This is a genomic window from Streptomyces sp. NPDC001544, assembly GCF_042894285.1.
Lineage (GTDB): Bacteria > Actinomycetota > Actinomycetes > Streptomycetales > Streptomycetaceae > Streptomyces.
Genome location: NZ_JBIAVN010000001.1, coordinates 758,964 through 776,698, shown reverse-complemented (window position 1 = coordinate 776,698; position 17,735 = coordinate 758,964). Strand labels below are relative to the sequence as shown.

Here is a 17,735-nt window from a genome sequence, read left to right as displayed (position 1 = left end):
CGCACGCGCGGTTGCTCCGGTCGGGCGAGGTTCAGCAGCTCGACTTGCCGGCGTATATCGCCAGCGCCGTGTTCGAGCCGAGGGTGGCGGTGAACCACCCGCCGGAGTCGACGGTGACCGCCGTGTTGTTCTGGACGTTGCAGTACGTGCCCGCCGGCAGCGAGGTCCGGTAGGTCCGGCTGAGGGGCGAGGACTCGTGGTTGATCGCCACAAAACCCTTGCCGCCCCGCCCGAAGGCGATCGCGTTGTCGCCGTCGTCCCACCAGTCGGTGACGCCCTGCCCCCGGGCCGCGTTGCGGAAGGCGACCATCGACTTGATCTCCGGCCAGGCGTGCTGGCACTTCCAGCCGTCCTGCCAGCAGGCGTTCACCGTGCCGCCGTTCGGCGGACCGGCGTCGGCGTCCGTCCACTCGTAGCCCGAGTTGATGTCCGGGGCTCCGTAGGGCCAGGCCAGCATGAAGACGTTGGCGAGGGTGTAATCGGCTCCGTCCTTGTAGTTCAGGGTGGAGCCATTGCGTTCGGTGTCGTGGTTGTCGACGAAGACGCCGGCGACCGAACTGCCGAGGTAGCCCCAGCCCTCGCCGTAGTTCTTCAGGTAGGCGAGCTTCTCGTTGGTGAAGACGCGCTTGAGGTCGTAGGCGTAGCGGAACTCCTGGACGTCCCCGTTGCCGGTGTACTCGGACGGCTGGACCGCCTCGCCGGCGCCGTAGATGACCTCCTGCTTCCAGTAGGCGGAAGGGTTCGTCAGGCGGGACTTGATGTCGGCCAGGTCGTCCGCCGGGATGTGCTTGGCCGCGTCGATGCGGAAGCCGTCGACGCCGAGGGAGAGCAGGTCGTTCAGGTAGCCGGCGATGGTCTTGCGGACGTACTCCTCGCCGGTGTCCAGGTCGGCCAGGCCGACGAGTTCGCAGTGCTGGACGTTCCAGCGGTCGGCGTAGTTGCTGACCTGGGCGGTGCAGTCGTCGAAGTCGTGGACCGAGTACAGGCCCGGGTAGTCGTACTTCGTGTACGACGAGCCGCCGGTGCCGGTGCCGGAGCCCGCCGACATGTGGTTGACGACCGTGTCCACCACGACTTTCACGCCGGCCGCGTGGCAGGTGTTCAGCATGTTCTGGAAGGCCGCGCGGTCGCCCAGACGTCCGGCGATCCGGTAGCTCACCGGCTGGTACGACGTCCACCACTGCGAGCCCTGGATGTGCTCGGCGGGCGGGGAGACCTGGACGTAGCCATAGCCGGCCGGACCGAGGGTGTGGGTGCACTCCTTGGCGACCGAGGCGTACTTCCACTCGAACAGGACGGCGGTGACGTCCTTGGTGCCGGGCGGGGAGGCGTGTGCGATAGTCGGGTTCATGACAAGGGCGGCCGTGAGGGCCAGCGCCCCGAGGAGGGTTCTGCGTGCCATGTGGGGTCCTTCATCGTTGAAGGTTCTTGCTGAAAAATTCCAGCCGACTTGCGGGTGACGCAGATGTTAAAGGCCCGCTGCCTGAAAAGGCAGCGGGCCGGGTGAAGTTGATGCGAGAAGTTTTCGAGGGGCCGTCAGGCCGTCGTGAACCACACCGTGGTGTCGGCCGGCACCTTCGCCTCGCCGTCGGCCTCGGTCACCTCACCGCTGGTGAGCAGGACCCGGCCGTACGCCGGGGTGGTCACCGCCTCCCCCGTGGTGTTGGCGACGCACACGAACTCCCCGCGCCGGAAGGCGAGGACGCCCTCGGCGGCGCGCAGCCACTCCACCGCGTCGCCCGCGCCGAGCGAGGGATGGTCCCGGCGGGCGGCGAGCGCGGCGCGGTACAGCTCCAGGGTCGAGCCCGGCACTCCGGTCTGCGCCTCGACGCTCAGCTCCCCCCAGCTCGACGGCTGGGGAAGCCAGCTGCCGCCGCTGCCGAAGCCGTACGAGGATCCCGCGCGGGTCCACGGGATCGGCACCCGGCAGCCGTCGCGGAAGCCGTCCTGGCCGGCGCCACGGAAGTACGCCGGGTCCTGGCGCACCTCGTCGGGCAGGTCCACGACGTCGGGCAGGCCGAGCTCCTCGCCCTGGTAGACGTACGCCGAGCCGGGCAGGGCGAGCATCAGCAGGGTGGCCGCGCGCGCCCGGCGCAGGCCCAGCGCGCGGTCGCCCGCCGTGCGGATCTGGGTGCCGAGGCCGGGCGGGTTGGCGAAGCGGGTGGCGTGCCGGGTGACGTCGTGGTTGGACAGCACCCAGGTGGCGGGGGCGCCGACCGGGCGCATGGCCTCCAGGGTGCGGTCGATGACCTGGCGGAGCTCGTCCGCGTCCCACGCCGTGCTCAGGTACTGGAAGTTGAAGGCCTGGTGGAGTTCGTCGGGGCGGACGTAGTTCGCGGTGCGCTCGACGGTCGGGGTCCAGGCCTCGGCGACGAAGATCCTGTCGCCCGAGTACTCGTCGAGGATCAGCCGCCACCGGCGGTAGATCTCGTGCACGCCGTCCTGGTCGAAGAACGGCATGACATCGTTGCCCAGCAGTTTCACCTGGTCGTGGACGCCGAGGTCGGGCAGCCCCGCCGCCTTGACGAGACCGTGGGCCACGTCGATGCGGAAGCCGTCCACGCCCATGTCCAGCCAGAAGCGCAGGATCGAGCGGAACTCGTCCCCCACCGCCGGGTGGTCCCAGTTGAAGTCGGGCTGCTCGGGCGCGAAGAGGTGCAGGTACCACTCGCCGGGCGTGCCGTCCGGTTCGGTGACCCGGGTCCACGCCGGGCCGCCGAAGATCGACTCCCAGTCGTTGGGCGGGAGCGCGCCGTCCTTCCCCTTGCCGGGACGGAAGTGGTAGCGGTCCCGCAGCGGCGAGCCGGGGCCCTCGGCGAGCGCCCGCTTGAACCACTCGTGCTGGTCGGAGGAGTGGTTGGGCACGAGGTCGACGATGACCCTGAGGCCGTGCCCGTGCGCGTCGCGGATCAGGGCGTCGGCGTCCAGCAGGTTGCCGAACATGGGATCGACGGCGCGGTAGTCGGCCACGTCGTAGCCGGCGTCGGCCTGCGGTGAGGCGTAGAACGGGCTGAGCCACACGGCGTCCACGCCGAGGTCGCGCAGGTAGGGGAGTCTGGCGCGCACGCCCTCCAGGTCGCCCATGCCGTCGCCGTTGCTGTCGGCGAAGCTGCGCGGATAGACCTGGTAGATCACCGCGTCCCGCCACCAGTCGCGGCGCTGGGCGACGGTGGCGACAGCTGACTCGGTAACGGGGCTCGGTGCCGGGTCGGCGGAGTGCTGGCTCATGGCGTCCTTGTGATGGGTGCTTGCAGTTCGATGAGGAGGCGTAAGCGGTCCGGTTCAGCCCTTCGTGCCGCCGGCGGTGAGGCCGGTCACCAGGTTTTTCTGGACAAGGTAGAAGAACACGGACACGGGTATCGAGATCAACACTGCGGTGGCGGCCATATAGTTCCACTGCGCGTCGTGCTCGCTGACGAAGCTCTGCAGTCCGACGGCGAAGGTGTACTTCGAGTCGTCGAGCATGAAGGTGGTCGCGAAGGCGACCTCGCCGACGGCCGTGATGAAGTTGTAGAAGGCGGCGACGGCGAGCCCCGGGCGGGCCAGCGGCAGGATCAGCCGCGCGAAGGTGCCGAAGGGTGTCAGCCCGTCCACGCGGCCCGCTTCGTCGATCTCGAAGGGGATGGTGTCGAAGTATCCCTTGAGCAGCCAGGCGCTGTACGGCACGGCGGTGGTGCAGTTGATGACGATCAGGGCCCAGTAGGTGTCGATGAGGCCGAGCTCGCTGAAGATCTCGTACATCGGCACGATGAGGATGGCGATCGGGAAGGCCTGGGTGAGCAGCAGCACCCACATCAGCGACTTGTAGCCGGGAAAGCGCATGCGCGAGACGGCGTAGCCGGTCGTGGCGGCGACGAAGACGCCGATCAGGGTGGTGCCGAGGGCCACGATCATCGTCGACTTGAACCAGTCGAAGAACGCGGTGTGCTGGAGCACGAAGCCGTAGTTGGAGAAGGTGAGCTTGCCCAGGATCTTGCCCGGGTGCAGGTAGTCGTCCTTGTCCGGGCCGAGGGACAGGAAGACCAGCCAGGCCACCGGGGCGAGCGCGACGAGGCTCGCCAGGGTGAGGCCGGTGTGCAGGAGGGCGGCGCCGAGCGGGCCGCGCTCGCCGCGCCGGCGGGTACGGCGGGCGGGCCGTGCGGCGGGGGCGGCCCCGGCCTGTGTCTTTTCCAGGGTGGTGGTGCTCATGGCGGCGGCTCCTGCGGCGTCAGACGGCGAGCTGGTCATTGCGCTTCAGCCAGCGGAAGTAGAAGGAGGTGAAGACGGTGAGGACCGACAGCAGCAGCACGCCGTACGCGGCGGACTGGGCGAAGTCGCGCGGCTGCTGTCCGAAGCCCAGGTAGTAGGCCCAGGTGACGAGGATCTGGGCGTCGGGCGCGCCGGTGGGGCCGAACAGCAGGAAGATGATGGCGAACTGGTTGAACGTCCAGATGATGCCGAGCAGCACCACGGTGGAGCTGACCGAGCGCAGGCCCGGCAGGGTGACGTGCCTGAAGCGCTGCCAGGCGCTCGCGCCGTCCATCTCGGCGGCCTCGTAGAGCGAGGAGTCGATGGACTGCAGGCCGCCGAGCAGGGAGAGCATCTGGAACGGCACGCCGCACCAGGTGTTGACCATGATCGCGGCGAACCGCTGCCAGAAGGTGTCCTCCAGCCACTGCGGCTGGGGCAGGTGCAGCGTGTGCAGGGCCTGGTTGAGCACGCCGGAGTCGGAGAGCATGATCCGCCAGGAGAAGACGGTGACGAACGTCGGCACGGCCCAGGGCAGGACCAGCAGTACCCGGTAGAGGGTCCGGCCGCGCAGTTTCTCGTTGAGCATCAGCGCGAGGCCCAGGCCGATGGTGTAGTGCAGGGCCACGCAGGCGACCGTCCAGAAGACGGTCCACAGGAAGTGCGACCAGAACCGGTCGTAGGACAACGGGCCGAACAGGATGTCCTTGTAGTTGTCGATCCCGATGAACTTGTAGGTGGCGTCGATGTGGTTGACGCCGATGGTGCGGGCCGAGTTGAGGCTGTTGGCGTCGGTCAGGGTCAGGTAGAAGCCGCGGAGCAGCGGGTAGCCCACGATGACACCGAGCACGAGGACCACCGGTGTGATCATCGCGTAGGCGTACCAGTGTTTGCTGATTCCGTGTCTGACGCGCTGTCCCAGCCCGGGCCGGGGCGCGCGGTCACCGCGGCGCTTGCCGGTCGCGCGGTCGATGGCGACTGTCATGGTTCGACAACCTTCTCAAGGGCCTGTGGATCAGGGGACGGGCTGGGGCGCAGGCCGGTGGCCGCCGGATCCTTCCCCCCTTGAGTAGGATCCGGCGGCCACGCGGGCGTCACTTGCTGAAGTCGGGCACCAGCTTGGTGATGGCGACCTCGGCGTTGCTCAGGCCCTTGTCCAGCGACTCCTTGCCGCCGGCGACCTTGGGCAGCTCGATGTCCAGCGGACCCCACAGGGAGCTGTACTCGGGCAGCGCCGGGCGCGGCTGGGCGGCGGCGAGGACGCCCTGGTAGCCGGCGATGCCGGGGTCGGCCTTGACCTGGGCGGTGTAGGCGTCGTCGCGGGTGGGCAGCGTGGAGTTCTTCAGGGCGATGGTCTCCTGGGACTTCGCCGAGGTCATGAAGTTCACGAACTTCAGTGCCGCCGCCTGGTGGGCCTTGTCGGAGCCGGCGTAGACCGACAGGTTGTGGCCGCCGGTCGGGGCGCCGGCCTTGCCGGTGGAGCCGGCCGGGACGGTGGCGATGCCGAGGTTGGACTTGTCCTTGAAGGCGGAGCCCTTGTAGAAGTTCGTGATCTCCCAGGGGCCCTGGATGATCGCGGCGACCTTGCCGCTGACGAACGCGTCCTGGATGTGGGCGTAGGCGTCGGCGGTGGTGTCGGCCTTGTGCAGGCCCTTGCCGGAGAAGAGGCCCAGCCAGGTGCCGTAGGCCTTCTTCGCGGCGGCGGAGTCGACGGTGATCTTCTTGGCGGAGGCGTCGACGGTGTCGGTGCCCTCGCCGTAGAGGAAGGTCTGCGCGTAGTAGGCCGCGGTGGAGCCCCAGTAGCCGTCGGCGCCGGTCTTGGCCTTGACCTTGGCGGCGTCCGACTTCAGCTCGTCCCAGGTCTTGGGGGCCTCGGTGATGCCGGCCTTCTTGAACAGGGCCTTGTTGTAGACGAGCGCCAGGGTGTCGGTGACCAGCGGCACGCCGTAGGTCTTGCCGCCGTACTGCGCCTGGGTGATCAGGCTGGACTTGAACTTGTCCTTGTCCGCGAGGGCCTCGGTGCCGTCCAACGGCAGGAAGTAGCCCTTCTTGGCGAAGGCGGGGGTCCAGCCGACCTCGGAGCGCAGGATGTCCGGGGCGCCCTGGGAGCCGGCGGCGGTGTCGAACTTGTTCTGCGCCTGGTCGAACTGGACGTTGACGTACTTGACCTTGATGTTCTTGTTCGCCTCCTCGAACTGCTTGATCAGGGCCTGGTACGTCGGTGCCTCATTGGTGGCGTTGGAGGTGTCCCACCAGGTGATGGTCACCGGGCCGTCCGACTTTCCGCTGTCGCTGTCGCTCCCGCCGCATGCCGTCGCCGAGAGGGCGAGGGACGCCACCAGCGCGGAGGCCGCTATGCCACGCCGCATGAGTTCTCCTTGAGGGTCGAGCCCGGGCTGCGGGGGGCGGTCCCGTCCGCCGCCCCTGCCGTCTTGCCGACTGCGCCGTTGCGGGCGGCCGGGCGACAGGGAAAGTAACAGCGATGCAAGCGACGCGAAAGACCTTGCAGCAAAAAAATGCAAGACAGCGGCCGGGTTACCGTGTCGTGACCTGTTCCCGACCCGCTCGCGACCGGGTTTCCGGGCCGCTCAGCGGGGATGGGGACACTTGTGCAAGACTCTGCAAGCTCTTTCCATCAGAGGCCGACCAGAAGGACGAGGGAGCGCGATGACGCAGCAACCGGCAGCGGGCCGTCCGACCGCCCGTGCACGGCGTCCGATCGGTGGGCAAGGCGATTCCCGGCCGGTACAGTCCATGCCTGTGACCACACGGCTTGCGGACATCGCTGCGCAGGCGGGGGTGAGCGAAGCGACCGTCAGCCGCGTCCTCAACGGGAAGCCGGGCGTCGCCGCCACCACCCGTCAGTCCGTGCTCGCCGCGCTGGACGTGCTCGGCTACGAGCGTCCGGTCCGGCTGCGGCAGCGCAGCGAGGGCCTGGTGGGCCTGATCACCCCTGAGCTGGAGAACCCGATATTCCCCGCTCTGGCGCAGGTCATCGGCCAGGCGCTGACCCGGCAGGGGTACACGCCGGTGCTGGCGACCCAGACCCCGGGCGGGTCGACGGAGGACGAGCTGACCGAGATGCTCGTCGACCGGGGGGTCGCCGGGATCATCTACGTCTCCGGGCTGCACGCGGACACCACCGCCGACATGGAGCGCTACGAGCGGCTGCGGGCGCAGGGCGTGCCGTACGTGCTGGTCGACGGCTTCTCGCCGAAGGTGCAGGCGCCGTTCATCTCCCCCGACGACCGGGCGGCGATGACCCTGGCGGTGACCCACCTGGTCTCGCTGGGCCACACCCGGATCGGCCTGGCGCTCGGACCGAAACGGTTCGTCCCGGTGCAGCGCAAGATCGAGGGCTTCGTACGCGCCATGCAGGACCAGCTCGGCCTCGGCGCCGAGGCCGTCGAGTCGGAGCTCGTGCAGCACTCCCTCTACACGCTGGAGGGCGGTCAGGCCGCCGCCACCGCGTTGATCGACCGGGACTGCACGGCCGTGGTCTGCGCCAGCGACATGATGGCCCTGGGCGCGATACGGGCCGCACGGCAGCGCGGCCTGCAGGTCCCCCGGGACGTGTCGGTGGTGGGCTTCGACGACTCCCCGCTGATCGCGTTCACCGACCCGCCGCTGACCACCATCCGCAAGCCGGTCCCGGCGATGGGCCAGGCGGCGGTGCGGACGCTGCTGGAGGAGATCGGCGGGACCCCCGCGCCGCACAGCGAGTTCGTCTTCATGCCGGAACTGGTGGTGCGCGGGTCGACCGCGTCGGCGCCCGGGGGCCGCAAACGCCCCTAGGGGGTGTCTTGTGGATCAGGCCGGTTGAGACCGACGGTGCCTTCCTCCGCCTTGCAGCCGGACGCTCCCCCACGCTCGAACCGAGCTCGCGCGGGGGGACCCCCATTCGCCCCGCTCACCAGCGCCGATGAGGCACCGCCCGTGCCCTGCGACCTGATCCGCCGGACAGGCCCCAGGGCGCCTCCCCCGGGTGGTCCTGGGTGTACAACGCGTGACCAGATCCCGGCCGCGCGATGATCCGGGCTTGATACCTTTTCTGGCAGACTCTGTGCCTATGGGTGATTCGACCGTGACTGATCCGGAAGGTCGCGCACAGAAGACCGTTCCGCACCCTGTCACGGACTCGGTGGCCGCCGGTGTGCTGCGCCGGATGCGCGTTCCGCGTCACCCCCGGCTGTGGTTCGAGATGCTGCTGATCACGGTCAGTTACTGGACGTACTCCATGGTCCGCAACGCCGTGCCCGAGCAGCACGGTGAGGCACTGCGCAACGCCGACTGGATCTGGCGGCTGGAGCACCACCTCGGGGTCGCCGTCGAGAGGTCCGTCAACCAGACCGTGAACGCGGTGAACTGGCTGATCGTGGGCATGAACTACTACTACGCGACACTGCACTTCGCGGTGACGCTGGGCGTGCTGGTGTGGCTGTACCGCTGCCATCCGGGCCGGTACGCGGCGGCCCGGACGGTGCTGTTCGCGACGACGGGGGTGGCCCTGCTCGGCTACTACCTGTTCCCGCTCGCCCCGCCCCGGCTGATGCGCGGCGGCGGTTTCGTGGACACGGTGGCGGTCCACCAGACCTGGGGGTCGATGGCCTCCGGCGACCTGAAGCACATGTCGAACCAGTACGCGGCGATGCCGTCGATGCACATCGGCTGGTCCCTGTGGTGCGGGCTGGCCCTCTTCACGCTGGCGAGCGTGCCGTGGGTGCGGGTGCTGGGGGTGCTGTACCCGGCGGCGACGCTGCTGGTGATCGTGGCCACCGCCAACCACTTCTGGCTCGACGCGGTCGGCGGCGCCCTGTGCCTGGGCTTCGGCCTCACGGTGGCCCGGGCCTGGTACGGGTCCCTGCCCCACGCCCTGCCACGGGTGACCCCGGCGCGGACGGCGGCCGAGCCGGTACCGGCCGGCGAGGCGTGAGACGGCCCTCGCGGGCTCAGCCCTCGTAGAAGAGTTCCTCCACCACTCCCCGCGCCCGGCGCGCCGTACGGCGGTACGCGTCGAGCATGTCGCCGGCGCGGCCCTCGCCGTAGCCCAGGTAGCGGCCGACGGCGGCGAGCTCGCGGGCGTCGGAGGGGAAGGTGTCGCCGGCCCGGCCGCGGACCAGCATGACGGCGTTGCGGACCCGGGTCGCGAGGACCCAGGCCTCGTCGAGGGTCGCGGCGTCCTCGGCCGGGATGAGACCGGCGTCGCGGGCGGCGGCGATGGCCGCACGGGTACGGGTGGTGCGCAGCCCGGACTCGCGCCGGCCGTGCCGGAGCTGCAACAGCTGTACGGTCCACTCGACGTCGGACAGCCCTCCGGGCCCGAGCTTGGTGTGCAGCTTCGGGTCGGCGCCGCGCGGGAGGCGTTCGGACTCCATGCGCGCCTTCAGCCGGCGGATCTCGCGCACGGCCTCCTCACCGAGGCCCTGCTCCGGGTAGCGCAGCGGGTCGATCAGCTCGATGAAGCGGCGGGCCAGGTCCTCGTCCCCGGCGACCGGCTCGGCCCGCAGCAGCGCGTGCGACTCCCAGGTCACGGACCAGCGGCGGTAGTAGGCCTCGTAGGACTTCAGGGTGCGCACCAGCGGTCCGGACTTGCCCTCGGGGCGCAGGTCGGCGTCGATGAGCAGGGGCGGGTCGGCACTGGGGAGCTGGAGCAGGCGGCGCATCTCGGCGACGACCTTGTTCGCGGCGTCCGCGGCCTCGCGTTCGTCGACGCCGTCCTGCGGTTCGTGGACGAACAGGACGTCGGCGTCGGAGCCATAGCCCAGCTCGTGCCCGCCGAAGCGGCCCATGCCGATGATCGCGAACCGGGTGGGCAGGGTGTCGCCCCAGCCCTCGCCGACCACGGCGCGCAGGGTGCCGGCGAGGGTGGCCGCCGTGAGGTCGGAGACGGCGCCGCCGACCCGGTCCACCAGCGCGCCCTGGTCGGGCTCGGCCGGGTTGGCCTCGGTGCCGTAGGAGTCGACGATGTCCGCGGCGGCCGTGCGGAACAGCTCCCGGCGGCGGACGCCACGGGCCGCGGTGACACCCTGGGCGGCGTTCTGGGCGCGGCCCACGGCGGCGAGGATCTCCTGCTCGAGGTGGGCGCGGGAGCGGGGTTCGAGGCCGCCGCCGTCGCCGTCGCCGAGCAGGGCGACCGCTTCGGGGGCGCGCATCAGCAGGTCGGGGGCGAGGCGGCCGGCGGACAGGACCCGGGCGAGGTTCTCCGCCGCCGCTCCCTCGTCCCTGAGCAGCCGCAGGTACCACGGGGTCTTGCCGAGGGCGTCGGAGACCTTGCGGAAGTTGAGCAGACCCGCGTCCGGGTCGGCGGAGTCGGCGAACCAGCCGAGCAGGACGGGCAACAGGGTGCGCTGGATGGCGGCCTTGCGCGTGACACCGGACGCCAGGGCCTCCAGGTGGCGCAGTGCGGCGGCGGGGTCGTTGTAGCCGAGGGCGACCAGGCGTTCCCGGGCCGCCACCGGGCTGAGCCGGGCCTCGCCGGGGGCGAGCTGGGCGACGGCGTCGAGCAGGGGCCGGTAGAAGATCTTCTCGTGCAGCCGGCGTACGACGGCCGCGTGCCGTTTCCACTCACGGGTCAGCTCGGCCACCGGGTCGGCGCGCAGACCGAGGGAGCGGCCGAGGCGCCGCAGGTCCGCGTCGTCCTCGGGGACGAGGTGGGTGCGGCGCAGCCGGTAGAGCTGGATGCGGTGCTCCATGGAGCGCAGGAAGCGGTAGGCCTCGTCGAGCTGCACGGCGTCCGCCCGGCCGACGTAGCCGCCGGCCGCGAGGGCCTGGAGGGCGTCGAGGGTGGTGCCGCTGCGCAGGGCGGGGTCGGTACGGCCGTGCACGAGCTGCAGGAGCTGCACGGCGAACTCGACGTCCCTGAGGCCGCCCGGGCCCAGTTTCAGCTCGCGTTCGACCTCGGCGGCGGGGATGTTCTCCACCACGCGGCGGCGCATCTTCTGCACGTCGGCGACGAAGTTCTCGCGCTCGGCGGCCTTCCAGACCAGGGGTTCGACGGCGGCGACGTACTCCTGCCCCAGTCCCAGGTCCCCGGCGACCGGGCGGGCCTTGAGCAGGGCCTGGAACTCCCAGGTCTTGGCCCAGCGCTGGTAGTAGGCGAGGTGGCTGCTCAGCGTCCGTACCAGCGGCCCGTTTCTGCCCTCGGGCCGGAGGTTGGCGTCCACGGGCCAGATCGAGCCCTCGACGGTCGTCTCGGAACAGATCCGCATCATGTGCGAGGCGAGCCGGGTGGCGGACTTCAGGGCCTTGCCCTCGTCGACGCCGTCGGCGGCCTCGCCGACGAAGATGACGTCGACGTCGGAGACGTAGTTCAGCTCGTGGCCGCCGCACTTGCCCATCGCGATCACCGCGAGCCGGCACGCGGCGGCGTCGGCGGGCGCGGCGGCCTCGGCCAGGGCGAGGGCCGCGCGCAGGGTGGCGGTGGCGAGGTCGGCGAGTTCGGCGGCGGTCTCGGCGACGTCCGTGGTGCCGCACACGTCGCGTGCGGCGATGGACAGCAGGCAGCGGCGGTAGGCGACGCGCAGGGACACGGGGTCGGTGGCCTCGGCCAGCCCCCGCTCGAACTCCTCCACCCCCGGGTGCAGGTCCCTGGGCTCGTAGGTGACGAGCGCCTGCCAGTCCTGCGGATGCCGGGCGAGGTGGTCGGCGAGCGCGGTGGACGCGCCGAGCACGCCCAGCAACCGGTCCCGCAGCGGCTTGGCCGCTATGACGGTGTCCAGCAGTTCCCGGCCCTGCTGCGCCTCCAGCAGCCGTACGAGTCCCAGCAGCGCCAGATCCGGGTCGGCGGTCGCGCCCAGCGCCTCCAGCAGCACCGGATCGTTGCGCACGGCCGCCAGTTCGGAACCGTCCAGCAGCCGCTCGGCGGCCGACGGATCGGTGAAGCCGTGCCGCAGCAGCCGCGTGAAGGTACTGCTTCTGCGCCCCGGCCCCGCCATCCCCGGCCTCCCTCGGATCAAGGTCGTACTGGCCAGAGCCTAACCGGAGTCCCCGCCACGCGCTCCGTCCCGGTTCCTGCCCGCTTCCTCGTACAGACGCAGCAGGAGCCCGTGGAGTACGGCGGTCTCCTCGGCGGTGAGGGGCGCGAGGAGCGTGTCCTGGACGGCCGTGGCGTCGGCCTGGAGATCGGCGAGGGTGCGCCGGCCGGCCGGTGTGACGGCCACCAGCACACGGCGGCGGTCCGCGGGGTCGCGGTCCCGGGTGACGTCACCGCGCCGGGTCAGCTCGTCGAGGAGCTTGGCCGTGTCGCTGGTGTGGATGGCGAGCAGGTCGGAGAGCTCGCGCTGGGCCCGCGGCCCGAAGTCGGCGAGCGCGGCGAGGGTCGCCATGTGCCACAGGCGCAGCCGCCTGGAGGCGAGGCGCTCGGCCAGTTCCCCTCGGGCGTGCTTGCCCACCTTGGACAGCAGATAGGTCGTGAGGGCGGTGAGGCTCGGGGGTGTTCCGGACATGCGCTTCATTGTAAGGTCACCACCAATCATTGGTCGCCACCTACGAATAGAGAGCCCTGATGGACGCCCTGCACCCCCGCCTGCTCGTCACGCGGTTCACCGACTGCTTCCGGTTCTACGCCGCCGTCCTGCCCGGGCTGATCGGCGCCGACCTGGCCCACGGCGACGAGCAGGGACCGTACGCGCACTGGGACGTCCGCGGCGAGGGCGCCGTGACGCTGTTCGACCGCGCGGCGATGGCCGAGGTGGCGGGAACCGCGAGCCTGCCGGCGTCCGCGCCCGCCCCGTCCCAGGACGCGGTCATGCTGGTCACCCGGGTCGACGACGTCGACACCGCCCATGCCCTCTGCCTGTCCCACGGCGCCCACGCCGTCACGGCCCCGGCGGCCCGCCCGGAATGGGGCCCGACCCTGCGCACCGCACATGTCCGCGATCCGGAGGGCAACCTGCTGGAACTGCAGTCGTACTGAGCCGCGGACCCCCGGGCCCATGTCAGCGCCGGCCGGCATTGCTCAGCCCGTCCGGGGGTGCCCCCTCTGGGGGAGTTCGAGATCGAGGCCGTTCAGGCCGATCGGGGGTCCAGGAGGCGGAGCCCCCGGTGGGGTGCAGGGGCGAAGCCCCGCGAGGGGTCCAGGTGGCGCAGCCCCCTGGCGGGGTCGAGGGGGCGGAGCCCCTGGGGACGGGAAGGGCAGGGGCGGCGGGAGCGAGAAACGCTCGGCCCGGCCGCACGCACCGGTCAGCTCCCCGCCCCGCCCCCACCCACCGCCGCCGGTGCCCGCCGCACCTGGTGGGGCAGCGCCGCCGACACCAGCAGCCCCCGCATCATCCCGGCCGCCCGGACCGCCGCGTCGGCGCAGCAGTTGTTGAACAGCAGGTGCAGCCGGTCCGTGCGTTCGGCCAGGGACCGCACCGCGGGCAGCCACTCCGTCAGCTCCCGCTCGGTGTACTCGTGCCGGAAGCGGTCCTCCTTAGTCCCCGTCCCCCAGTGCGGGCTGCGCCCGTGGAACCGGACGACGTCGAGCCGCCGCGCCGCCACGGGCGCGACCGGCGGCATCGAGGTGGGCAGCCCCTGCGCCGTGTCCACGGCCACGGCCACCGCGTCCAGGTCCGCGAGCAGCGCGACGGTGGACGCCTCGCGGTCGTCCCGCCACCACCCCGGGTGCCGGAACTCCACGGCGAAGGGCCACCCCCGGGCCCGTTCCCGGCACCGCCGCAGGAACGCCTCGGCCTCCGCCCCAGGAGCGAGCGAGGGCGGGAACTGGAACAGCAGGGTGCCCAGGCGCCCCGCCTGCCGCAGCGGCTCCAGCGCCTCGGCGTACCGCGCCCACACTTCGTCGAGCAGACCCGGATCGGCCTCGGCCGACCACCGCCGGGTCAGCGCGGGCCGTAAGTCGGCGGGCAGTGCCGCCGACCGCGTCGGATGCCCCGTGAGCAGGGAGAACGCCTTGACGTCGAAGACGAAGCCGTCCGGGGTGCGCTCCACCCACAGCCGGCTGGTGCGCGCACTGGGCAGCGCGTAGTACGCGGAGTCCGCCTCCACCACCGGGAACTGCTCGGCGTAGTACCGCAGCCGCCCCTCGGCGTCGCGCCGCCCCCGCGGATACCACCCGCTCGTCACCAGCGCCCGGTCCGTCCAGGAACACGTCCCCACCAGAATCTCCGCCATGCGCCCGCGGGTACCCGGAAGATCCCGTCCTCAGTACGACCGGCATCGCGGCAGCAGTTCACCCGATCTTCACCCCCCGTGCCGGATGCCGTGACGCGCGGTAGCGTTGACGTGCGCATGCTCTGTCAGCACCGCCAACCCCGCTCTCCCCCCTCCGGAGGTTGATGTGTCCGGCAGTTCTGCCAAGTCCGCGTATCGCCGTGCCCGTACCGCGGTGGCGTCGGCGACCGCCTTCGCCGCTGCCGCGGTCGGCCTGTGGGCCGGTCTCGGCGGTGGGTCCGCGCACGCCGCGGGCGCCGTACCGACCCCCGACCACGTTGTCGTCGTGGTCATGGAGAACCACGCCTACAGCCAGGTCATCGGCTCCTCCAGCGCCCCGTACATCAACTCGCTGAAGACCGGCGGCGCGAACCTCACCCAGTCCTACGCCATCACCCACCCGAGCCAGCCGAACTACTACGCCCTCTTCTCCGGCTCCACCCAGGGCGTCACCGACGACAGCTGCGTCAGGCCCGGCTTCTCCTCCGCCGCCAACCTCGCCTCCGAGGCCATCGCCGCGGGCCGCACCTGGGCCAGCTACAACGAGTCCCTGCCCAGCCAGGGCTCGACCACATGCAGCAGCGGCGACTACGCCCAGAAGCACAACCCGTGGTTCGGCTTCGGCAACGTACCGACGTCCACCGCGAAGACGTTCGCGCAGTTCCCGACCGACTACTCCACCCTGCCGCAGATCTCCTTCGTCACCCCCAACCTGTGCAGCGACATGCACGACTGCTCGGTGTCCACCGGCGACACCTGGCTGAAGAACAACCTGGGCGCCTACGCCACCTGGGCCAAGACCCACAACAGCCTCCTGGTCGTCACCTTCGACGAGGACAACCGGCTCAGCGGCAACCGCATCCCGACCGTCCTGTACGGCCAGCCGGTGACGGCCGGGTCGTCGTCCGCCACCACGTACAACCACTACGACCTGCTGCGCACCCTGGAGGACACCCAGGGCCTGACCGCGCACGCGGGCAACGCGGCCTCCGCCAAGGACATCACCGGAATCTGGGCGTCCTGAGGTGTACGTAGCGGACAGCCGCGCGAGTGCACCGAGCGCGCCGGCGTCCGCGAGCGGTGCCGTCCGGCCTCCCGCCGGGCGGCGCCGTGCCGCGGTCGCCCCCACGGTCCTCGCGCTGGGCACGGTCAGCCTGGTCACCGACGTGTCGTCGGAGATGGTCACGGCGGTGCTGCCGCTGTACCTGGTGACGGGCCTCGGCCTCTCACCGCTGGGCTTCGGTCTCCTGGACGGCGTCTACAACGGCTTCTCGGCGCTGGTCCGGCTGGCCGGCGGCCACCTGGCCGACCGGGGCGGGGGCCGCCACAAGTGGGTGGCGGGCGCGGGATACGCCCTCTCTGCGCTCTGCAAACCCCTGCTGCTCCTCGCCCACACCCTCACCCCCATCGGCCTCGTCCTGGCCGCCGACCGCACCGGCAAGGGCCTGCGCACCGCCCCGCGTGACGCCCTGATCTCCCTGTCGTCCACACCCGAGACCCGCGGCCGGGCCTTCGGAGTGCACCGCGCGATGGACACGGCGGGCGCGCTGCTCGGCCCGCTGGTCGCCTTCCTGATCCTGCGGGCGACGGTGGACGGCTACGACGCGGTGTTCACGGTGAGCTTCTGCGTGGCGGTACTGGGCGTCCTGGTGCTGGTGCTGTTCGTACCCGGGGGCGGCGGCCGACCGGCCCCGGCCGGGAAGCGCCCCACCCTGCGGGCCGGGCTCGGACTGCTCCGCCACCGCGACCTGCGCCGCATCGCGGTGTGCGCCCTGCTGCTGGGTCTGGCCACGGTCGGCGACTCGTTCGTGTACCTGCTGCTGCAGCGCAGGCTGGGCGTCCCCGACCGCTGGTTCGCCCTGCTCCCGCTGGGCACGGCGGCGGCGTTCCTGCTGCTCGCGATGCCGCTGGGCCGGCTGGCGGACCGGGTGGGCCGCTGGCGGGTCTTCCTGGGCGGGCACGGCGCGCTGCTCCTCGCGTACGGCCTGCTGCTCACGTCCTGGCACGGGACGGTGCTGCCGTACGCGGTCCTCCTGCTGCACGGCACGTTCTACGCGGCCACCGACGGCGTCCTCATGGCGGCGGCCTCGGACAGCGTCCCGGAGGCCCTGCGCTCCTCGGGCCTGGCCCTGGTCCAGACGGGCCAGGCGCTGACCCGCTTCGCCTGCTCCCTCGGCTTCGGCGCGGCCTGGACGGTGTGGGGCGACCGTACGGCGCTGGCGGCGGCGACGGCGGCCCTCGCGGTCTGCGCGGTCTTCTCCTTCACTCTCCGCCCGAAAGGCACGACAACGGTATGACGGTACGGAACCGCATCCTGGCACTGCTCGCGGCCCTCCTCGCGCTGGCGGGGGTCGCCACGGCCTCCGTCCTGCACGCGTCGGCCCGCGCGGACCGCCGCGACCGGACTCGGGCGGACGGTCCGAAGGTCACGCCGGGAACGGTGACCCTGACACGCCCCGGCCGCATGATCTTCCGCAACATGGCCTGGGGCCCGCACCGCGACGAGCTGACCACCGTCCCGGCGTCCGACCCGTCCGGCCCCCGCACCGCCTCCGGCGTCAAGTGCCTGCGCTTCTACGCCGCTTCGGGCACCGGCGTGTGCCTCCAGGCGGTGCACGGCGCGGTCTCTGACACGTACCGGGCGGTGATCCTGGACGCGCGTCTGAAGGTGACGGCCCATTACGACGTGCCCGGCATCCCGTCCCGGGCCAGGGTCTCGCCGACCGGCCACTTCGCCGCGTGGACGGCGTTCGTCGGCGGCGACTCGTACGCGGGCACCGACTTCTCGACCCGCGCGGCGATCGTGGACACCCGCACGGGGAAGCTGATCCCGACCCTGGAGTCCTTCCGCATCCTCAAGGACGGCCACGCCTACCGGGCGGCGGACGTGAACTTCTGGGGCGTGACGTTCGCGTCCGACGACCGCACGTTCTACGCGACGCTGGCGACCAAGGGGAAGACGTACCTGGTCCGGGGCGACCTGAAGGCCCGCACGGTCACCACCCTCCACACCAATGTGGAATGCCCGTCCCTGTCCCCCGACGGCACCCGCGTCGCGTACAAGAAGCGCGTGAAGGGCCTCTCCAAGGACGCCCCTTGGCGCCTGTACGTCCTGGACCTCCGCACCATGCGCGAAACCCCGCTCGCCGAGACCCGCAGCGTCGACGACCAGGCGGTGTGGAAGGACGCCCACACGGTGGTGTACGCCCTGCCGGGCGACTACGGGGCGGACCTGTACGAGATGCCGGCGGACGGCACGGGCGCGCCACGCCGCATCAGCACGTCGGCGGTGTCCCCGGCCTACGTGGGGTGAGGTCGGGGCCGACACGGCGGTGAGGTGATGCCGACGTCTCGCGGCG

Annotated in this window: 14 protein-coding genes; 6 read left to right on the top strand and 8 right to left on the bottom strand. The window is 71.4% G+C overall.

The features are described 5' to 3' along the window. Positions 1 to 31: 31 nt before the first annotated feature. The 5 genes from ACFY0F_RS03515 to ACFY0F_RS03495 all read right to left on the bottom strand — a co-directional run bounded on the left by ACFY0F_RS03515 (position 32) and on the right by ACFY0F_RS03495 (position 6,596). The gene (locus ACFY0F_RS03515) at positions 32 to 1,402 is read right to left on the bottom strand and encodes an alpha-amylase family protein (protein WP_388788205.1); all 1,371 of its coding nucleotides are present in this window, start codon (positions 1,400 to 1,402) and stop codon (positions 32 to 34) included. Between the two features lie 134 nt (positions 1,403 to 1,536). Further along, positions 1,537 to 3,228, bottom strand: coding sequence for a glycoside hydrolase family 13 protein (locus tag ACFY0F_RS03510; protein ID WP_388788202.1), 1,692 nt, complete (start codon positions 3,226 to 3,228; stop codon positions 1,537 to 1,539). A gap of 54 nt (positions 3,229 to 3,282) precedes the next feature. Next, positions 3,283 to 4,188, bottom strand: coding sequence for a sugar ABC transporter permease (locus ACFY0F_RS03505; RefSeq protein WP_388788199.1), 906 nt, complete (start codon positions 4,186 to 4,188; stop codon positions 3,283 to 3,285). Positions 4,189 to 4,207: 19 nt separating this feature from the next. Continuing rightward, positions 4,208 to 5,212, bottom strand: coding sequence for a carbohydrate ABC transporter permease (locus ACFY0F_RS03500; RefSeq protein ID WP_388788197.1), 1,005 nt, complete (start codon positions 5,210 to 5,212; stop codon positions 4,208 to 4,210). Between the two features lie 109 nt (positions 5,213 to 5,321). Next, the gene (locus ACFY0F_RS03495; RefSeq protein WP_388788194.1) at positions 5,322 to 6,596 is read right to left on the bottom strand and encodes an extracellular solute-binding protein; all 1,275 of its coding nucleotides are present in this window, start codon (positions 6,594 to 6,596) and stop codon (positions 5,322 to 5,324) included. Positions 6,597 to 6,987: 391 nt separating this feature from the next. Here ACFY0F_RS03495 and ACFY0F_RS03490 point away from each other — a divergent pair, with 391 nt between their 5' ends. Both ACFY0F_RS03490 and ACFY0F_RS03485 read left to right on the top strand, forming a co-directional pair. Next, entirely contained in the window at positions 6,988 to 8,022 is a 1,035-nt protein-coding gene (locus ACFY0F_RS03490; protein WP_388788191.1) for a LacI family DNA-binding transcriptional regulator, read from the top strand. A 274-nt stretch (positions 8,023 to 8,296) separates the two neighbouring features. Next, positions 8,297 to 9,160 carry a phosphatase PAP2 family protein gene (locus ACFY0F_RS03485; protein WP_388788189.1) on the top strand — a complete coding sequence of 288 codons (864 nt, stop codon included), beginning with the start codon at positions 8,297 to 8,299 and terminating at the stop codon, positions 9,158 to 9,160. Positions 9,161 to 9,176: 16 nt separating this feature from the next. Here ACFY0F_RS03485 and ACFY0F_RS03480 read toward each other — a convergent pair whose 3' ends face one another. Further along, entirely contained in the window at positions 9,177 to 12,161 is a 2,985-nt protein-coding gene (locus ACFY0F_RS03480; protein WP_388788186.1) for a bifunctional [glutamine synthetase] adenylyltransferase/[glutamine synthetase]-adenylyl-L-tyrosine phosphorylase, read from the bottom strand. A 39-nt stretch (positions 12,162 to 12,200) separates the two neighbouring features. After that, positions 12,201 to 12,671: a MarR family winged helix-turn-helix transcriptional regulator gene (locus ACFY0F_RS03475; RefSeq protein WP_388788183.1), complete on the bottom strand. Its 471-nt coding sequence runs from the start codon at positions 12,669 to 12,671 to the stop codon at positions 12,201 to 12,203. A 59-nt stretch (positions 12,672 to 12,730) separates the two neighbouring features. Here ACFY0F_RS03475 and ACFY0F_RS03470 point away from each other — a divergent pair, with 59 nt between their 5' ends. Beyond that, positions 12,731 to 13,141: a VOC family protein gene (locus ACFY0F_RS03470; RefSeq protein ID WP_388788181.1), complete on the top strand. Its 411-nt coding sequence runs from the start codon at positions 12,731 to 12,733 to the stop codon at positions 13,139 to 13,141. A gap of 266 nt (positions 13,142 to 13,407) precedes the next feature. Here the strand turns inward: ACFY0F_RS03470 and ACFY0F_RS03465 are convergent, their stop codons facing one another. Beyond that, positions 13,408 to 14,337 (bottom strand): DUF72 domain-containing protein, encoded by a 930-nt coding sequence (locus tag ACFY0F_RS03465; protein ID WP_388788178.1) that lies wholly within the window; start codon positions 14,335 to 14,337, stop codon positions 13,408 to 13,410. A 166-nt stretch (positions 14,338 to 14,503) separates the two neighbouring features. Between ACFY0F_RS03465 and ACFY0F_RS03460 the strand changes: the two genes are divergently transcribed. From ACFY0F_RS03460 to ACFY0F_RS03450, 3 genes are read left to right on the top strand one after another with little or no spacing between them, the layout of a single operon-like run. Further along, the gene (locus ACFY0F_RS03460; RefSeq protein ID WP_388788175.1) at positions 14,504 to 15,400 is read left to right on the top strand and encodes an alkaline phosphatase family protein; all 897 of its coding nucleotides are present in this window, start codon (positions 14,504 to 14,506) and stop codon (positions 15,398 to 15,400) included. A 1-nt stretch (position 15,401) separates the two neighbouring features. After that, positions 15,402 to 16,673 (top strand): MFS transporter, encoded by a 1,272-nt coding sequence (locus ACFY0F_RS03455; protein WP_388788172.1) that lies wholly within the window; start codon positions 15,402 to 15,404, stop codon positions 16,671 to 16,673. Next, on the top strand, positions 16,670 to 17,689 hold the full coding sequence (locus tag ACFY0F_RS03450) for a TolB family protein (RefSeq protein WP_388788170.1): 1,020 nt from the start codon (positions 16,670 to 16,672) through the stop codon (positions 17,687 to 17,689). The genes ACFY0F_RS03455 and ACFY0F_RS03450 overlap by 4 nt, the downstream gene beginning before the upstream one ends. Positions 17,690 to 17,735 lie beyond the last annotated feature (46 nt).